Source organism: Microvirga pakistanensis, from assembly GCF_004458765.1.
Lineage (GTDB): Bacteria > Pseudomonadota > Alphaproteobacteria > Rhizobiales > Beijerinckiaceae > Microvirga > Microvirga pakistanensis.
Window position 1 is genome coordinate 1 of the sequence record NZ_SPJX01000012.1, and the last position, 17,474, is coordinate 17,474.

A 17,474-nucleotide genomic window follows, 5' to 3' on the forward strand; every position below is an offset into this window, starting at 1 on the left:
CTTCACGTGAACCTGGAACGAGGTGCGGGTTTCCGCCTCCGATCCGTTCGACGTCTCCCGCGACATCGCCCGCACGGTCAGATCAACCGTCCCGGAAAAATCATGCGGGGGCGTCAGCCGCAGATGCTCCAAATCCGCCGCGTTCACGCTCCAGCTGCCGTCCAGTTGCTTCGTGCCATGGGAGAGTATCGCACCGTCCGGTATTCCAATGATGCTCACGCCGAGCACCTCCGAGCCGTCCGTATCCCCCAAGACCGCCGAGAGGTTCAGGGCAACGGGCCGATCCTCATCGCCCGACACGTCATGCGCATGCACCTCCGGCGCATCTATCACGGCTTCCACATGAACATGGAACATCGTGGTGGTGGTCGCGATCGAGCCATTGGAGGTCTCGCGCGCATGAGCCGCCATGGTCACGGGAATGTCGCCGCTCCAGTTCTCCGGTGGGGTGAGCATCAGGCCGGAGAGCTGGGCAGGCGTGAGAGTCCATGTGCCATTGCCGTTGTCGATGCCCGCCGACAGGCGCGTTCCCTCCGGCAGGCCTTGAAGCACGACCGAGAGCAATTCCGAGCCGTCCGTATCGACTAAGGCAGCCGAGAGGTTCAGGGCAATCGACTGGTCCTCGTGACCGGCCGCATCGTGCGTTCTCACCCGGGGCGCGTCGGCCACGGCATTCACATGGATCTGGAACGTGGCGTCGCTCGAAGTCTCCGATCCATTCGAGTTTTCCCGTGACGTCATCCGTACGGACAGATCGAGCGTTCCGGAAAAGTCGTGGGGCGGAATGATCGCGACCTTGTGCAGGTCCGCCGGATCGACCGCCCATGTGCCGTCGGGATTCCGGCTGCCATGCAAGAGCGCGAAATTTTCCGGAATGCCGGAGATGAGCACGGACGAGAGGTGCTCCGATCCATCCGTATCCGCCACGGCGGACGACAGGTTCAGCGGGATGGCGGTGTCTTCGTCGCCCGCGACATTAGCCGCATGGACGATCGGCGCATCGGCGCTGCCGTTGACGTGCACCCGGAAAGTGGCATGCCTGACCGCGGACGCTCCGCCGGACGTTTCCCAAGACGTAGCCTTGAGCGTAAGATCGATCGTTCCGGAGAAGTCGCGCGGCGGTGTGATGGTCACATCCGCCAGATCCGACGGGTTGATGCTCCAGCTGCCATCGGATTGGCGGATGCCATGCGAGAGCACGGCACCCGCCGGGACGCCGAGGATCCGAACCGACAGGGTTTCCGAACCGTCCACATCGGTTAATGCCGCCGACAGGTCGAGAGCAATCGGCTGGTCCTCACGGTCCGACACATCGTATGCACTGACCTGTGGCGCGTCCGCGACTGCGCTCACGATCACCGCATACGTCCCGGTTACGTCCCGCGTGTGGGTCGTACCGTTGCCCGTATCCACGATCGTGGCGGTCAGGGTAAGGGTAAAATCCGCATCGCTGTCGACCGGCGGCCGAACTGTCACCCTGCCGGCCTGCAGGTCTGCCGTAGCGACCTGCCAAACGCCGGCGCTTACCTCCATGCCATGGCTCAGGCGAGCGCCGGCCGGCATCCCCGATACCTGTGTGAAGCGGGACCATGTCTCCGAGGCGTCGTCGCCGAGCATGGCGAAGGTCGGCTGCAGCGGAATGGCCGTGTCCTCCGCACCGGCGGCCGCGCCCCCGATTGAGCCGTCCTCCGCGACTGGATCGATACTGACGGTGAAGCTCGCCGAGGTGCGGGCGCTCGGAGTGTCTGGTTGGCTCTCGGTTGCCACCGCTGTGAGGGTGAGGGTAAACGAGCCGGAGAACTGAGCTGGCGGAACCAAACTCAGGCCCGCGAGCTGAGCGGGCGTGAGCAGCCAAGTTCCGTCCGCTTGGCGGGTGCCTGCGCTCAGGTCCGCGCCCTCTGGGAGGCCGCCAAGCACAAAGGAGAGGTGCTCCGAGCCGTCGAGATCGGAAAGTGCCCCGCCCAAGCCCGTCAGGCCGACGGGTGTGTCCTCCTCCCCACGGGCATCGGCCACGGTGACGTAGGGTGCATCGGCGACCGCATTGATCGTCACCGAAAAGGCCCGTTCGCGGGTGGCGGTATGTCCGCTCTGCTCGCGTGACTCGGCGCGCAAGGTCAGATGAATGGTGCCCGAAAAGTCATGCGGGGGGATCAGAGTGAGTTCGGCCAGACTCGAGGGATCGACGCGCCAGCTGCCGTCGGGCTGACGCGATCCGTGCGAGAGAGAGGCGCCTTCCGGCATGCCCAGGATGCTGACGGTCAGCGTTTCGGAACCATCCGCGTCGGTGACGGCTGCTGCGAGGTTCAGCCTGATTGCCGTGTCCTCGTCCCCTTCCGCGTCATGCGTGACCACTTCAGGCGTAGACGCCAGCTCGTCTTGATGGTTCTCAGGCCGGGGCTCCTCAGTGACGGGAGGAGTTGCAACGGCGGGCACTGCGCCGGGACCGGCGACGCCCGTTCGGGTTTCCGCGATGAGCAGATTTGCTGTTTCATCATGTGCAATCCCGTGGGAGGCCTGCGCAGCCTCATGGGACGTATGGGGCGCTGTCCTCGGCGGGCGCGCGCCGTTGATCGGCTGTGTCTCAGGGAGCGTCGCCTGCAGCGGTTCGGATAATGGATAGCTGGCGCCCTTGCCGGCGCGGGACTCCAGGTCGGGCAACGGATCTGCGACAACCGGCTTTCCGGCCGGCATGAATTGAGCCGCAAGCAGCATGTCGCTCCGTGGCGGGATGCCACTGTCGACGCTGGCCGCCGCCCTATGGGACATGCCAAGCCCGGCGGCGGCTTCTGTTCCACCCACCATCGTGTTGCTGGAGCTGTCCCCTTGAGGGAGCATACGCTGGACGGCACGCAGTGCGCGCAATGCCTCCTCATCAACGACGCTGGCATCGAACGGGATCGTCGGGTCAAGTTCCTGCGTCATCGATCAAAGCTTTCAGCGCTCGTGGAAGGATGCTGACATGGCCGAGTAGATCGGCTTCAGCAGATATTGCAGAATGGTCTTCGTTCCCGTGGTGATATCCGCATGCACCGTCATGCCGGGAGCAAGTTTGGCGTGGTGCGGATTGCGGCCGACAAATTGTTGACTGAGGGATACACGCGCGCGGTAATAGGGCAGCCGCTGCGCGTCGAGGAAAGTTCCGGCCGAGACCTGCTCCACCTTTCCTTCGACCGACCCGAAACGGGAGAAGTCGAAGGCCTCCACCTTCAGCTGCACCGGCTGGCCAACCTTGATGAATCCGATATCGCGCGGTGTGAGCCGCACATCAGCCACCAGCGGCACGTCACGAGGCATGATCTCGGCGATCAATCCGCCGGGCGGCAGCACCGTGCCTGGGCGATGGACAGCGAGCCCGCGAAGGACTCCACCGATCGGGGCACGCACCACGGTCCGCTCCTCGCGATCTTCGAGCTTGCGGATGATCTCGGTGGTCTCGGCAATTTCCAGCGAGATGCGGGCTTCCTCCTGGCGTGCTTCGTCCACGGCCGAAGACTGCATCTCGGTGATCCGTGCTTCGGCTTCCGCGAGACTGCGTTGAGCAGATGTCTGCTGGCCGGTCAGGCGCTCATGCTCAGCCTGTGCACTCATGAACAGACGCTGGGCCTCCAGCACGGCAAGACGGGTCGACAGGCCGTTGTTCGCCAGATCCTCCCGGATCTTGAGCTCGTTGCGATAGAGCGCCAGTTGTTCCTTGAGAGCGGAGATCTGTACGGAAAGTGTCGCCAGATCGCTGCGCCGCTGCGCCGCTTGCTCACGCAGCACGGCAGCCCTGTCGGCCAGCGCCCGCATGCGCGACTCGAGCGCGTCACGCTGGGGTGCGGCGAAGACCCCCGCGAGAACGGGCTGAGTGGCATTGATGTTGCCCTCTGCCACCGCAGCCAAACGCTCGGATTGCAGTATCAAGATCTCAAGTCGCACCTTGGCTTGGGACAGTTCGGACTGAGTGGCCGCGTCGTTCAGACGCAGCAGAGGCTGCCCTGCCTCGATGTCGTCGCCCTCATTCGCCAGAACTTCGGCGACAATGCCGCCTTCCAGGTGCTGCACCGGCGCCGGCGCCCGGGCAGGTGCTATCTCGCCTGTCCCGACCGCCACTTCCGGCACCGTGGTCATCATCGCCCAACCTAAGGTGGCGGCCACGAGGAGGCCTGTTCCCAACACCACGGCACGCTCGAGGCCGTAGACGCGAACTTCTTCCAGCGCCAGCACATGGCTGTCGGGGCGCGCGCGGCGGCTGGCGCGAGGCAGGACCGGCACCAGAGCCCGCTGTTGTGACGACGGCAGGATCTCGACATTGGGGGCGGGTGCGGTGTTACTCATCAGCCGACTCTGGTGTTGTTGAAGGCGGCACTTGCCACCGGCTTGCCGATCGGGGTTCGCGTCGGGCGGGGCCCAACGGGAGCAATCTGCGGCTCCACTTCTTCGACCAGTCCCTCACGCAGGCGCAGGATGCGATCAGCCAAGCGAATATGACTGGGCCGGTGCGTCGCCATGAGGATGGTGGAGCGGCCGCGCCGCGCGGTGATCACGTCCGTGAAGGCCTTGGCACAGGCGTCGTCGAGGCCGGAGACCGGCTCGTCCAGGAGCAGGATCGGCGCGTCGCGCAGCAGGGCTCCGGCCAGTGCAATGCGCTGCAGGATGCTGCGGGGCAGGCGGCTGCTGTGATTGTCGCCCACACGGGTATCGAAGCCCTGCGGCAGTGCCTCGATGGCGTCCAGAACGCCCGCCTCGGCAGCCGCCGCGCGCAACTGCTCGTCGGAAGCGCTGGCGCAGGCGAGCCTCAGATTCTGCGCTACCGTGCCATAGAGGAGGCTTGGAGATTGCGGCACCCATCCGATGCTGCGTCGAAGAACGGCAGGGTTGAAGGAGCGTACGTCGTGTCCGTCGATCCGGATCAAACCGCCCTGCGGTCGGTACAAGCCGGCAACCAGCAGCAGCAGGGTGGACTTGCCGGTTCCCTCCGCGCCCGTGACCGCCACGACCTGCCCTGGCTGGATGGCGAAGCTGGCGCCGGCCAAGACAGGCTCGGACTGGGGGAGATAGCGCAACGTAACGCGGTGGAACGCGATGCCGCCTTGTTCTGGCGGAGCCATGCGGGCCTCCAGCGGAGGAGGCCGCTCCGTCTCCAGGGCCATGAGGCCGTCGACCTGGCGAATGGAAGCCTGTGTCTGCTCCCAGCGCGAGATCATGAGGAAGAAAGTCTGCATCGGGCCCAGGATCCGCCAGATCAGCATCATCCCGGCGATCAGCGATCCTGCCGTCATGGCGCCCTCCATGACGGAGAGCACTCCCAGAGCCGCGGCCGCCAATCCAGACAGCGTGACCAGCGCCTGGCTGAGAGTGAGAGCGGAGCTGGACAGGGTGGCGGCCCGCGCCGAGGCTGTGGCGGCTGCGGCCGCAGCGGCGCTGTAGCGTTCGCTCCAGCGCTCCTCGGCGCCGACGAGCTTCAGCGTGCGGACACTCTCCAGTGCCTCGACCGCCAATGTCTCGCGTGCTTGGTTGGCGCGGGCGGCCTGCTCGATGGCCAGGCGCATTGGCGCGCGGGTCGCCAGGAACAGCAGGACGAAGCCCAGTCCTGTTCCTACCGGCACCAGGGCAATCCAGCCTCCCAACAGCACCATGAGAACGACGACCAGCAACGTGAAGGGCATATCCAGCAAGGCGACGGCGAAGCTGCCTGTCAGAAACTCCCGGATCGCCGCGAAGTCGCGCAGGCGCGACACCTGAGCCGCGGTGCCGGCACGCTCCACCAGAGCGGTCGGCAAGGACATCAGCTGCGTGAAAACGGCGCTGGGAACCAGGCGATCCAACCGCTCCGCGATGCGCAGAAGCGCGCGCTGGCGGACGGTCCGGAACAGTACCTCTATCAGGATGGCGCCCGCGACTCCCAGGATCAACATCGGCAGCGTGTCCGGACTATGCCCGGCAATGACAGTATCGAAGACGGCCATCGTGAATGCAGGCACCGCCAGGCCGAGCACCGCGATCAGCCCGCTGATGCACAACAGGGCCGGGACATTGCGCCGAAAGCGTCGTGCGACGCCGCTGAACCAACCCTGACGGGCGGATCCGGGGTGAGCTTCCGACAGCAGTAGCAAGGTTCCCTTGAGACCTTCAGGCTTGCAGGACCGTACCTCCCCCGACGCTCCATCGAACAGGAGAAGGTCCCCCGCCTCCGACTGGTAAACGACTGCGCTCGATTCGCCGGGAGGCAGCAGAATGGCCGGGAGACGCCTCGCATCCAGCCGGTTGCGGCGAAGCCGCATGACCTGCGTTGGATAGCCCAGGATGGCCAACGTATTGCGGACATCGGTGATGTCAATCTCAGGCTTCGCGTGGGGGAGCGCCGCGAGCAGGTCGTCTGCGCTGCCCGACCAGCCCATCAGCGACAACATGGCCGACAGACAGCGGGTCAGGTCCGTCGGTGTCAGAAGATCTCCCGGCACATGCAAGGGCGTGCTTGACTGCTCGTTGGCGACCAAGCTCATCACACGCGCTCCAGTCGGCCATTGCGAATGGCAAATACCCGATCGGCGATCCCCAGGGTGGAGGGCCGGTGCGTGACAATCAAGACGGTTATCCTGCCCCGCAGTTCAGCCAGCAATCGGGCGACGCGGGCGTCGCTGTCGCCGTCGAGCTGAGCGGTGATGTCATCGAGCATCAGGATTTTCGGTTGCTCGATCAGCGCGCGCACGATGCCGATGCGCTGAGCCGCGCCACGCGGCAACGGCGTCGCGGCAACGCCGATCTGCGTATGCCAGCCGCCGGGCAGAGCGCTTGCGACCTGGTCCAGGCCGAGTTCGATTGCCAGCCGAAGGGCCGCCGTCTCCAGTTCCGGCTGGTGCATGGTCAGGTTCTGCAACAGCGTGCCCCGCACCAGTACGGGGTCGGGCGGCACGAGAGCGATCATCCGGCGGGCCGGTCCCGGATCGACCTGCGTCAGATCCTGTCCGTCAATGCTCACGTGGCCTTCGGTGGCCTGAAGGTCCCCGGCGATGAGCCGCAGCAAGGCAGAGCGGCCGGAGCCGTTGGCTCCGGTGATGCCGATGATCTCACCTGGCGTGACAGTCAGCTGAACGCCGTCGAACAGCGGGTCCGAATGATGCGGGCTGCGAAACCGGACATTCCGAAGAAGAATGTGGCCGGTTGGGACTTTCAGCGCCGGCCGACCGATATGCCGCTCCTGCGGAAGCACCGCGATTTCCGCGACCCGCCGTCGGCTTTCGGCGATCGACTGCAGGCGTGACCAGAGCGCGACACCGCCGAGCAGCGGCTGCATGGTGCGTCCGACCAACATGGTGCAGGCGCTCAGGCCGCCGACGGTCAGTTGACCGGAGAGCACCATATGGCAGCCAAAGGCCGCGACGGCGACTGTGGTCGCCTGAGCGAGCAACAGCCCACCCTCCTGACCCGTCGCGGTGGTATGAGCGAGCGTGCGGCGCAGCTGAGCGGAGCTTCCCTGCAGGCGCTCGTAGCGGCGCTCGAGCAAAGGCTCGGCACCGAGCACCTTCATGGAATGAATGCAGTTGAGCGTGTCGAACAGAAAGTTGAACCGGCGCTCCTCGGCGACGGCGAGGTTGTGCGCCGCGCGTCGAACCCGGCGTCCTGTCAGCGCGGCCAGAAGCCCCACGCCAGCGAGCAGCGTAAGCGGAACGAGAACCAGAATTCCCGCGAGGTACCAGATCGCCACGAGGTAAAACAGCGCGAAGGGCAGGTCGATCATCGCCTGCAGGGCAGGACCGGACCACGCCTCCCGGAGGGTGCCGATCGCCGAGAGACGCTCCGCATAGTAGCCGTTACCATGGGCTTCCAGGGCCGCCAGTGGGGCACTCAGGAGCCGCTGCATGGCCTGGCGATGAGCCTGCGCCTCGGCTGTCGCCGCCATTCGCGCCAGAATCCGGCTACGCACATACCGCAGCAATGCTTCCAGCAGGATGGCCGATGTGACCGTGGTCGCGAGGACGACCAGCGTGCCAACTGCCTTGTTGGGCAGAATCCGGTCATAGACCTGCAGCAATGCGAGCGGCAGGGCCAGCGCCAAGAGCGTGATCAGGAGCGTCGCTTCCAGGACCGGGATGAAGAATGCGACACCGAAGCGGCTGATCATCCCGGCGAAGGGACGCGTCAGCCAAACGTCGGCTGTTCCCATCGATGTCCCGGAAGCGGCAACGGATCTATCCATGACAAATCATCGAGCCCTTCGGCTGCGGAAAGAATCGGGTGCGGATTGTTGTGATGAATACCGGGCTTGCACCGGTACGGCAGGGCGGCATCATGCCTGTGGGCCGGCACCGTCACAGGTGCATTTCCCATTCTGCCATGGCTATAAATACTTTGCGCCTGCAGAATTACTAAGTAGTTACCTACCGTCAACACCTCGCTAGTTGTATTGATGTCAAACAACTATTAACGTTAACGATACGGTGCCACAAATCACACGGCCGTGGTCGGTACGACCGACAGAGATGTCATTGAATGATGTGCTCGGTCGGATGGCGGGATCGCGTCAACCTGAATGGTATATGGGGTGGGAACAAGAACTGCTTCCAAACAAGCACCGTCAATTTAACGAACTGAAGGCACAACGCCTCATTAGGTGGACAGATCAGAAGCCTACTGCAACGCCCGTCACCTCGGCCCAAGCTGCGAAGGCTCGGGCACGGGACTGGCGACGATCAGCGGCAATAGAATTTGCGGGAAGGCGGACGAGGTTGGCAACCTGATCGTAGACTGAGAGAAAGCGCTGGGCCTGTCCGGCTGACTTGAAGCGCTTCATGATGCGCTCGCGTCGTCGTGTAGGCTGATGGCTGTTCTCTGCACCGTTGCTCAAACCCTCATGCTGCCGATGCTCCACCCCCGGCATGACTTCTCGCTTGGCGGCGCCCTAGCTGGCGAGCTTATCGGTAATCATCACCCATGGAACGATGCTCTGCTTCTTGAGCAACTTGCACAACAGGCGCTTGGCAGCTTTTGTGTCACGGCGGCTCCGCCCCTCTCAACCTTCGCCCATGTTCCTTCAGAGGCGCGCTGGACTATCGTTTGAACCATCTGTGCCGGATGACCTGAATGGGGATACGCTGAGGCGGATGTCTCTTGATCGCACTTCGCAAACGTCGGCCGAACTTCCGCATCGGCGGCGTGGGCTGACCCTTAAAAGCAAGAGCTCAGTGGCTCAGATCGACCCAAAGCCGACTATCCATCCTAGAGCTCAGATAGAAAGTGGCAGGCTGTCGTTTGGTTTGTTCACTCTGCGAAGGAGCCTTGTACCACGCTCATCATCAGAAGCTCCTGATCAGGCGCGGCGCCATACAGCTTGAGCTGGGAGATGGGCGGACCAGCTTACACGCCGCAGCGGCAGCGCATAGAGGATGTCAGCGAAGTGCAGGGTGGCTTCTGCCTCGTCGAGCACAGTCTAAGGTACCGGTATCCACTGGTCGTAGCTGCTGCCTCACTCCATGTGAGAGAGCTAAGGCGGATAACGTAGCCTCGGCCATAATCACCCTCCGTGTCCCATACCCTCGGTCGACGCGCAGCTCGTCGCCACCAGTCTGGCTCCGCCACCCTGCCGTGCAATGTGTGAATGCTCAGGCAGACACCGGCAAGATCCTCACAGTCACCGGCAGGCACTGGTGCCACGAGGTCTTGCGAGTAAGGGGAGCCGTGCAGCGGGCACCAGCGTGCCCAAGCCTATCTGGCCTTCTTCCTCGACGGTCTGTCGGCGGTGCCGACCTCGCTCAGGCGCATCTCTATCCAAGATGCTTCCTTCTTGAGGAGCGAGGCGATCTCTCGCTGGCGGGCTTCGCTCAACCGACTTTCGATCGCAGCAATGGAGAGCGCCCCGATAGGTCTGCCATCCACCCCACGGATGGGAACGCCGACGCCCCAGGAGCTCGGGAGTATAAGGCCTGGATTGAGCGCGTAACCCTTCGCCCGGGTCTCCTGGACGAGCGTGCGGAGTACGGATGTCGAATGGTTAGGATACTTCTCAGCTAAGACCTCCGCGTTCGCGGCCAGGACTTCCTCAATCTCGTGGTCCGTGAAGGCAGACAATAGCGCAAGACTTCCGGCTCCGACCCCCAAAGGGTGGCGGTCGCCGGCGTGAAGCGCATGGACACGGATTGGGTACGGTCCTTCCTCGCGATGGACGCAGATGGAGTAGACGCCTCGAGGGACCGAAAGGAAGGCTGTGTCGCCAGTCTCCTGGCTCAGCCGCACGAGAGAACGGAGAGAGATTGGATGTATGCCGAAACGAGTGCTTGCGAGAGTGCCCAGAACGTAGATCTCAGGCCCGATGTAATAGCGTCGTGTTTCCGGATCTTGGTCGAGAAGGCCTGCTCTTACGAGGGCGAGCAGCATCCGCCGGACAGTCGGCTTGGGAAGATCGCATTGCTCGACAATCTCCGAGAGGCGGGCGCCGAATGGCCCCGCCCGACCCACAAGGAGGAGTAGGGTGGCGGCACGGTCGATGCTTTGAGCGCCTCCGGCAGCGGCCTCGCCGATCACCTGCACGGCCCTTCTAGCTGACGTTCTCCTTGGATGTTCCATAATGTGGACCTTTCAGGCCTGCCTGACGCGTTGTTCGCAGGGAAAACAATAACTGTTTGACAAACCACAATCTACCGTTCCTGTTAACCTGAGAAAACAAGAAGGTCCATGTCATGGACCCCGAAAGATCCAAGGAAACGCAAAGGTCCCGTGAGACCTGCCAGGAGGTTTACATGATCATCTCTCGTCGCCGTCTGCTTATTGCCGGCTCAACCGCATTCGCAGGCGGGGTTGTAGGGGCGCCGTTCATCGCACGCGCACAGCAGGCCGAGTTCACCTACAAATACGCCAATAACCTACCCATAACCCATCCGATGAACGTGCGGGCTCAGGAAATGGCCGCGGCGATCAAGGCCGAGACCAATGGCCGTTTTGAACTGCAAATCTTCCCCAGCAGCCAGCTCGGCTCCGATACTGACACGCTCAGCCAGGTACGCTCGGGCGGCGTTGAGTTCTTCACTCTGTCGGGCCTGATCCTGTCGACGCTCGTGCCGGCCGCCTCCATCAACGGAGTGGGCTTCGCCTTCCCGGACTACGCATCAGTCTGGAAGGCCATGGACGGGGACCTGGGCGCATATGTCCGTCAGCAGATCGCCAAGGTGAACCTCGTTGTCATGGACAAGATCTGGGACAACGGCTTCCGCCAGACCACGTCGGCGACGAAGCCGATCAACACGCCCGACGACCTGAAGGGCTTTAAGATCCGGGTGCCGGTCTCGCCGCTCTGGACGTCCATGTACAAGGCGTTTGAATCTGCGCCCACCTCGATCAACTTCAACGAAACCTATACCGCGCTTCAGACCAAGGTCGTCGACGGTCAGGAGAACCCGCTGGCGATCATCTCGACCGCGAAGCTGTACGAGGTGCAGAAACACCTCTCCATGACCAACCACATGTGGGACGGATTCTGGTTCCTGGGCAACCGGCGCGCCTGGGAGCGGCTGCCCCAGGATGTCCGCACCATCGTGGCCAAGCACATCAACGCCGCGGCGGAGAAGGAGCGCGAGGACGTGGCCAAGCTCAATGCCAGCCTCCAGCAGGAGCTCGCCGCGAAGGGCATGGTTGTCAACCAGCCCGATCCGGCGCCGTTCCGCGACAAGCTGCGCAAAGCCGGGTTCTATGCCGAATGGAAGGGCAAGTACGGTGACGAGGCCTGGGCGATCCTCGAGAAGTCCGTTGGCACCCTGGCGTAAGGCGTCAGTGTCAGCGATCACGCCGCTGCTTTAGAGGTCGCAGGGTCGTCCCGTCCGCGGATGACCCTCCCTCCATCGGACGTGATCCTCACAAATCCATAGGAACATTGGATATGGCTTCCTCTGCACACGTACTCGCCGCGCCGGAATCCTTGCCCGTCGTCGAAAGCGACGTCCGGCAGGGCTCCCGCCTTCTTAGGCCCTTCGAAATTGTTTCGTCGGCGCTGCTCGTGGCCATCATTGTCCTGCTGCTGGCGGGCGTGACCTCCCGCTATGTGTTCTCGCTTCCGGTGGTGTGGATCGATGAGGTCGCATCGCTGTGCTTTCTGTGGCTGGCGATGCTCGGGTCCGCGATCGCACTCGACCGCAACGAGCACCTCAGGCTCACGCTGTTCCTCAACATGATGCCGGAGCGAGCACAGCGGTTTGTGGAGACCTTTGGGCTTCTGGTGATCGTCTCCTTTCTTCTGTCGCTGGTCGCCCCGGCATTCGACTATGCGATGGAGGAGTGGTACATCACCACTGCCGCACTGGAAATTCCGAATACCTTCCGCGCGGCGGCCATTCCCTTCGGCATGATAGCCATGCTGGGTATCGTTCTCGCGTATGCCCTCCGGACTTCAACGTGGCGCGACCTGATCATCTCGGCCCTCGCAATTGCCGTGATCGCCGGTTTACTGTGGTACTTCTCGCCCTCCCTCGTCAGACTCGGCAATGCCAAGATCATTCTCTTCCTCGTCGTATTCGTCGCCGCATGTCTCGTCGCCGGTGTTCCCATCGCGTTCTGCTTCGGCATCGGCACGCTGAGCTATCTTGCCTTCGCGACGCAGGTCCCGACCTTCGTCATGATCGGCCGTATGGATGAGGGCATGTCGGGCCTCATCCTGCTGTCGGTTCCGATCTTCGTCTTCCTGGGCTGCATCCTCGATGCTACCGGCATGGGCAAGGCCATCATCGATTTCCTGGCCTCGCTGCTCGGTCATGTCCGCGCTGGCATGTCCTACGTGCTGCTCGGCTCGCTCTTCGTGGTCTCCGGCATCTCCGGCTCGAAGGTCTCCGACATGGCCACGGTCGCTCCGGCGCTGTTCCCGGAGATGAAGCGGCGCGGCCACAGCCCGCGGGAGATGATCGCACTGCTCGCGACCGGTGCGGCCATGGCTGACACCGTGCCGCCCAGCATCGTGCTGATCGTGCTGGGATCCGTCGCGGGCGTTTCCATCGCAGGCCTGTTCACCAGCGGCATCGTTGTCGCCATGGTCCTGCTCGCGGTCTTGGCGATCCTGGCTCGTTGGAAGAGTCGGCACGAAGACATGTCCAAGGTGCGCCGGGCGCCCGTCTCTTTGATGGGGCGCACTCTCCTCGTTGCAGCGCCTGCCCTCGTTCTGCCGTTCCTCATCCGCAGCACGGTGGCTGGCGGGGTGGCGACGGCAACCGAGGTGTCGACCATTGCGGTGATCTATGCATTATTCGTCGGCATCGTCCTCTACGGGGGCATCGGTTGGCGCACGTTTTACGCCATGCTCGTGGAGACGGCGGCCCTCACCGGATCGATCCTGCTGATCCTCGGCACTGCTCTTGCAATGGCGTGGGCGATCACGCAGGCCGGCGTTGCCCAGAGCCTCGCGACATTTATGACGGGGCTGCCCGGCGGCTGGCTCTCGTTCATGGCCGTGACCATCGTGGTCTTCCTGATCCTGGGCAGCGTGCTCGAGGGCCTGCCGGCCATCGTGCTCATGGCTCCGCTCATGTTCCCCATCGCGAAGAACCTCGGAATCAACGACATCCACTACGCGATGGTCATCGTGACTGCGATGAACATTGGCCTCATGGCGCCGCCGATTGGGGTAGGTTTCTATCTCGCCTGCAAGATCGGCAACGTCCCGCCGGATGAGGCCATCGGCGCGATCTGGCCGTACCTCGTCGCGCTGCTCGTGGGCCTCATCATCATCGCTACGGTGCCCTGGATCTCGGTCGGGCTCCTCTGACGATCACCGTCGGACGGTCCGCAAGGACTGCCCGGCCAGGATACTTACGACAACGCTTTCACACGATCACACATTGAAGGAATTGCAGATATGGCACGTGCTTGCATCGTCGGCTGGGCCCATACGCCCTTCGGCAAATTGGAAGATCCCGATGTCGAAAGCCTGATGGCCAGGGTTTCGGGCGAGGCCCTCGCTCATGCCGGGGTTGGACCTGAGGATATCGATGGGATCTATGTCGGCGTCATGAACAACGGCTTCTCGAAACAGGGATTCGAGGCCGCCCAGGTCGCGCTCGATCAGCCGGCTCTCGCCCATGTCCCGTCGACCCGTCTGGAGAATGCCTGCGCGACCGGGTCGGCCGCAATCTACACGGCCCTCGACTTCATCGAGAGCGGACGCGGGCGCATCGCTCTCGTCGTCGGGGCCGAGAAGATGACCGCCAAGCCCGTGGTCGAAACCAGCGATATCCTGCTGAGCGCCTCCTATAGGAAGGAAGAGGCCGACATCGATGGCGGCTTCGCCGGGGTGTTTGGCCGGATCGCTCAGAACTACTTCCAGCGTTACGGCGATCGCAGCGAGGAACTCGCCCGCATCTCCGCCAAAAACCACAGGAACGGCGTCGCGAACCCCTATGCGCAGATGCGACGCGACTTTGGCTTCGAGTTCTGTAATGCGGTCTCCGACAAGAACCCCTATGTGGCGGCCCCGCTGCGGCGGACGGACTGCTCATTGATCTCGGATGGGGCAGCTGCGCTCGTCGTGGCCGACGAGGAAACGGCCGAACGGCTCCAGCAGGCAATCGCTTTCCGCACCCGCCAGCATGTCAATGACATTCTGCCCCTCTCGCGACGCGACCCGACGGCCTTTGCTGGTGCACGTATAGCCTGGGACAAGGCACGGGCTCATGCAGGCGTAACACTGGACGACCTCGATCTCGTCGAGACCCACGATTGCTTCACCATCGCCGAGCTCATTGAATACGAAGCGATGGGATTGGCCGCGCCGGGCGAGGGCTACCGCATCGTGCGGGAGGGCATTGCCGAGAAAGACGGCCGCCTGCCGATCAATCCATCCGGCGGCCTCAAGTCGAAGGGCCACCCAATCGGCGCCACCGGCGTGTCGTTGCACATCATGGCCTGCCTCCAGCTCATGAACCAGGCCGGCGACATGCAGATCCCGGACGCCAAGCTCGCGGGCGTCTTCAACATGGGCGGCGCGGCCGTCACCAACTACGTATCCATCCTGGAACGGCGCAAATGACGAATCTCGGTCAAGCTCCAATCGGCGGCGTTGCACCCGTCTCCAAGCGCGTGATGAACCTCTCCCACTTCCTGCGTCAGGTGGCGCGGCGGTACGGCGGCGAGATCGGCTTCGTCCGGGGGGAGGATACCTGGACCTGGGACGAGCTCGATCGCCGTGTGGACGCCATGGCGGCGGCGCTGGCCGCCCGGGGCGTGAGAAAAGGCGACCGCATCCTGGTGCAGTCCAAGAATGGCAACCAGATGTTTGAGTCGATGTTCGCCAGCTTCCGGCTCGGTGCGGTCTGGGTGCCGACGAACTACCGTCAAACCCCGGGCGAGGTCGCCTATCTCGCCCGGTCGAGCGGTGCCTCCGCGATGATCTGCCATTGCGATTTCCCGGACCATGTCGCGGCCTCGCGAGAGGCCGCTCCGGATATTCGCTTCGTCATCTCCATCGGGGCATCAGAATTCGGCGAGGATTACGATGGCCTCGTCGCACAGCACTCTGGACAGAGCGTGCCGATGGCGCCCGTCGAGCACGATGATCCGTGCTGGTTCTTCTTCACGTCGGGCACGACAGGACGTCCCAAGGCCGCCGTTCTCACCCATGGCCAGATGGCCTTCGTGATCACGAACCATCTCTGCGACCTGATGCCGGGCACCACGCATCGAGACGCCTCGCTGGTCTTGGCGCCGCTCTCGCACGGGGCAGGCATTCATCAGCTCGTGCAAGTGGCGCGGGGTGTCAAGACCGTTCTGCTCAAGAGCGATCGATTCGACGCTGACGAGGCCTGGGGGCTAGTGGCGCATTGGCGCATCACCAACATGTTCACTGTCCCCACCATCGTGAAGATGCTGACGGAGCACCCTTCGGTCGACGCGCACGACCACTCGTCGCTGCGTTACGTAATCTACGCAGGTGCGCCCATGTACCGGGAGGACCAGAAGCACGCGCTGAAAAAGCTCGGAAAGGTCCTGGTCCAATACTTTGGGCTTGGCGAGGTCACCGGGAATATCACCGTGCTTCCGCCCGCGCTCCACGAAGCCGAGGATGCTCCCGGCGTGAAGGTGGGCACCTGCGGCTACGAGCGCACGGGGATGCAGGTCTCGATCCAGGACGACCAAGGCCGCGAGCTCGAAGCAGGCGAGACTGGCGAGATCTGCGTCTGCGGTCCGGCCGTGTTCGCGGGCTACTACGACAATCCGGAAGCCAACGCGAAAGCCTTCCGGGACGGCTGGTTCCGGACCGGCGATCTCGGCCATCTCGACGAGGAAGGATTCCTCTACATCACCGGGCGAGCCTCCGACATGTACATCTCCGGCGGCTCGAACGTCTACCCGCGCGAAACGGAGGAGAAGATCCTGACGCACTCGGCCATCGCGGAGGTCGCAATCCTCGGCGTGCCGGACAAGACCTGGGGTGAGGTTGGCGTGGCGGTCTGCGTGCTGCGGCCGGACGCTACGCTCAACGAGCCGGAACTCCAGGCATGGCTGGAGGGCAAGGTCGCCCGCTACAAGATTCCAAAGCGGGTGTTCTTCTGGGATGCCCTGCCAAAGTCTGCCTACGGCAAGATCACTAAGAAGGATGTCCGGGCTGAACTTGAGGCGCGCGGCTGTCTGCCCCTCGACCGACCCGCTCAGGCTTCGGCCTGAGCCGAGACGGCATATTTTCCCGAAGGACGACTGGACGCACCGCAGGAGAGGCCGACATGAATTACGAACAGACGGTACTGGTGACCGGAGGAGCGTCGGGCATCGGCCTTGCGATCGTCGAGGCGATGCTCGCGGAGGGTTGGCGCGTTGTCGTCGCGGACCTGGATCAGGAAAGCCTCGGTCGATGCCGCGATTCGCTCGAGGCACCTGACGACCGCGTGCGGTACGAGCAGATGAACGTCGCGGATGAGGACGCTGTTGTGTCCGCGATCGCGGCCTGCGAGGCGGAGTTCGGTCCCCTGACCGGAGTCGTCAATTCGGCTGGCATCGGGCGCGACGTTCCGGCACTCGACACGAGCGTCGATCTCTTCCGGAAGATGCTGGAGGTCAACCTGATCGGCAGCTTCGTGGTCTCGCGGGAGGCGGCCAGGCACATGCGCGAGCGCGGCGCAGGCTCAATCGTCAACATCGCGTCCGTTTCGGGAGTCATGGGCAATAAGGGACGCGTCGCATACGGCGCCTCGAAGGGCGGCGTGATCACCATGACCAAGGTCATGGCGGTCGAGCTGGCGGCACTCGGCATTCGGGTGAATGCGATCGCTCCCGGTCCGATCGAGACGCCGCTCGTGCAGGAGATCCATACACCGGAGGTACGCGCCGCCTGGATGGCGACCGTGCCGCAACGGCGCTATGGATCGTCGGCCGAGATCGCGGGGGCAGCCATTTTCCTCCTCGACGATTGCAAGTCCAGCTACGTCACTGGCCAGACGATTTGCGTTGATGGCGGGTTTACTGCCGCGGGCATCATTGGCAAGCCGTCCGCCGCTTTCGATTCGCCTGTCCAGGCCTAGAGGGCTCAA

The 17,474-nt window shown here is 63.5% G+C and carries 9 protein-coding genes and 2 pseudogenes; 5 read left to right on the top strand and 6 right to left on the bottom strand.

All coding sequences use genetic code 11. The features are described from left to right. The 6 genes and pseudogenes from E4K09_RS00050 to E4K09_RS00075 all read right to left on the bottom strand — a co-directional run. Positions 1–2,922, bottom strand: a pseudogene (locus E4K09_RS00050) (Ig-like domain-containing protein); the annotation flags it as partial. A 12-nt stretch (positions 2,923–2,934) separates the two neighbouring features. Next, positions 2,935–4,317, bottom strand: a complete 1,383-nt coding sequence (locus tag E4K09_RS00055; RefSeq protein WP_134494040.1) for an HlyD family type I secretion periplasmic adaptor subunit — start codon at positions 4,315–4,317, stop codon at positions 2,935–2,937. Continuing rightward, on the bottom strand, positions 4,317–6,485 hold the full coding sequence (locus E4K09_RS00060; protein WP_134494042.1) for a peptidase domain-containing ABC transporter: 2,169 nt from the start codon (positions 6,483–6,485) through the stop codon (positions 4,317–4,319). Before E4K09_RS00060 ends, E4K09_RS00055 begins: the two co-directional genes overlap by 1 nt. Next, entirely contained in the window at positions 6,485–8,179 is a 1,695-nt protein-coding gene (locus E4K09_RS00065) for a peptidase domain-containing ABC transporter (RefSeq protein ID WP_134494044.1), read from the bottom strand. The genes E4K09_RS00060 and E4K09_RS00065 overlap by 1 nt, the downstream gene beginning before the upstream one ends. Positions 8,180–8,602: 423 nt before the next feature. Continuing rightward, positions 8,603–8,986 (bottom strand): annotated as a pseudogene (locus tag E4K09_RS00070) (DDE-type integrase/transposase/recombinase); the annotation flags it as partial. Positions 8,987–9,684: 698 nt separating this feature from the next. Further along, positions 9,685–10,542 (bottom strand): IclR family transcriptional regulator, encoded by an 858-nt coding sequence (locus E4K09_RS00075; RefSeq protein ID WP_134494046.1) that lies wholly within the window; start codon positions 10,540–10,542, stop codon positions 9,685–9,687. A gap of 173 nt (positions 10,543–10,715) precedes the next feature. On the opposite strand from E4K09_RS00075, the gene E4K09_RS00080 reads away from it, so the two are divergent. The 5 genes from E4K09_RS00080 (at position 10,716) to E4K09_RS00100 (ending at position 17,465) form a co-directional block, all read left to right on the top strand. Beyond that, positions 10,716–11,735 carry a TRAP transporter substrate-binding protein gene (locus E4K09_RS00080; RefSeq protein WP_134494048.1) on the top strand — a complete coding sequence of 340 codons (1,020 nt, stop codon included), beginning with the start codon at positions 10,716–10,718 and terminating at the stop codon, positions 11,733–11,735. 113 nt (positions 11,736–11,848) lie between these two features. Further along, positions 11,849–13,720, top strand: a complete 1,872-nt coding sequence (locus E4K09_RS00085; RefSeq protein ID WP_134494050.1) for a TRAP transporter large permease — start codon at positions 11,849–11,851, stop codon at positions 13,718–13,720. A gap of 90 nt (positions 13,721–13,810) precedes the next feature. Further along, positions 13,811–14,980, top strand: coding sequence for an acetyl-CoA acetyltransferase (locus E4K09_RS00090; RefSeq protein WP_134494052.1), 1,170 nt, complete (start codon positions 13,811–13,813; stop codon positions 14,978–14,980). Next, entirely contained in the window at positions 14,977–16,614 is a 1,638-nt protein-coding gene (locus E4K09_RS00095; protein WP_134494054.1) for an acyl-CoA synthetase, read from the top strand. The genes E4K09_RS00090 and E4K09_RS00095 overlap by 4 nt, the downstream gene beginning before the upstream one ends. Before the next feature lie 56 nt (positions 16,615–16,670). Next, a complete protein-coding gene (locus tag E4K09_RS00100) occupies positions 16,671–17,465 on the top strand; it encodes an SDR family NAD(P)-dependent oxidoreductase (RefSeq protein WP_134494056.1) in 795 nt (264 codons plus the stop codon). Positions 17,466–17,474 lie beyond the last annotated feature (9 nt).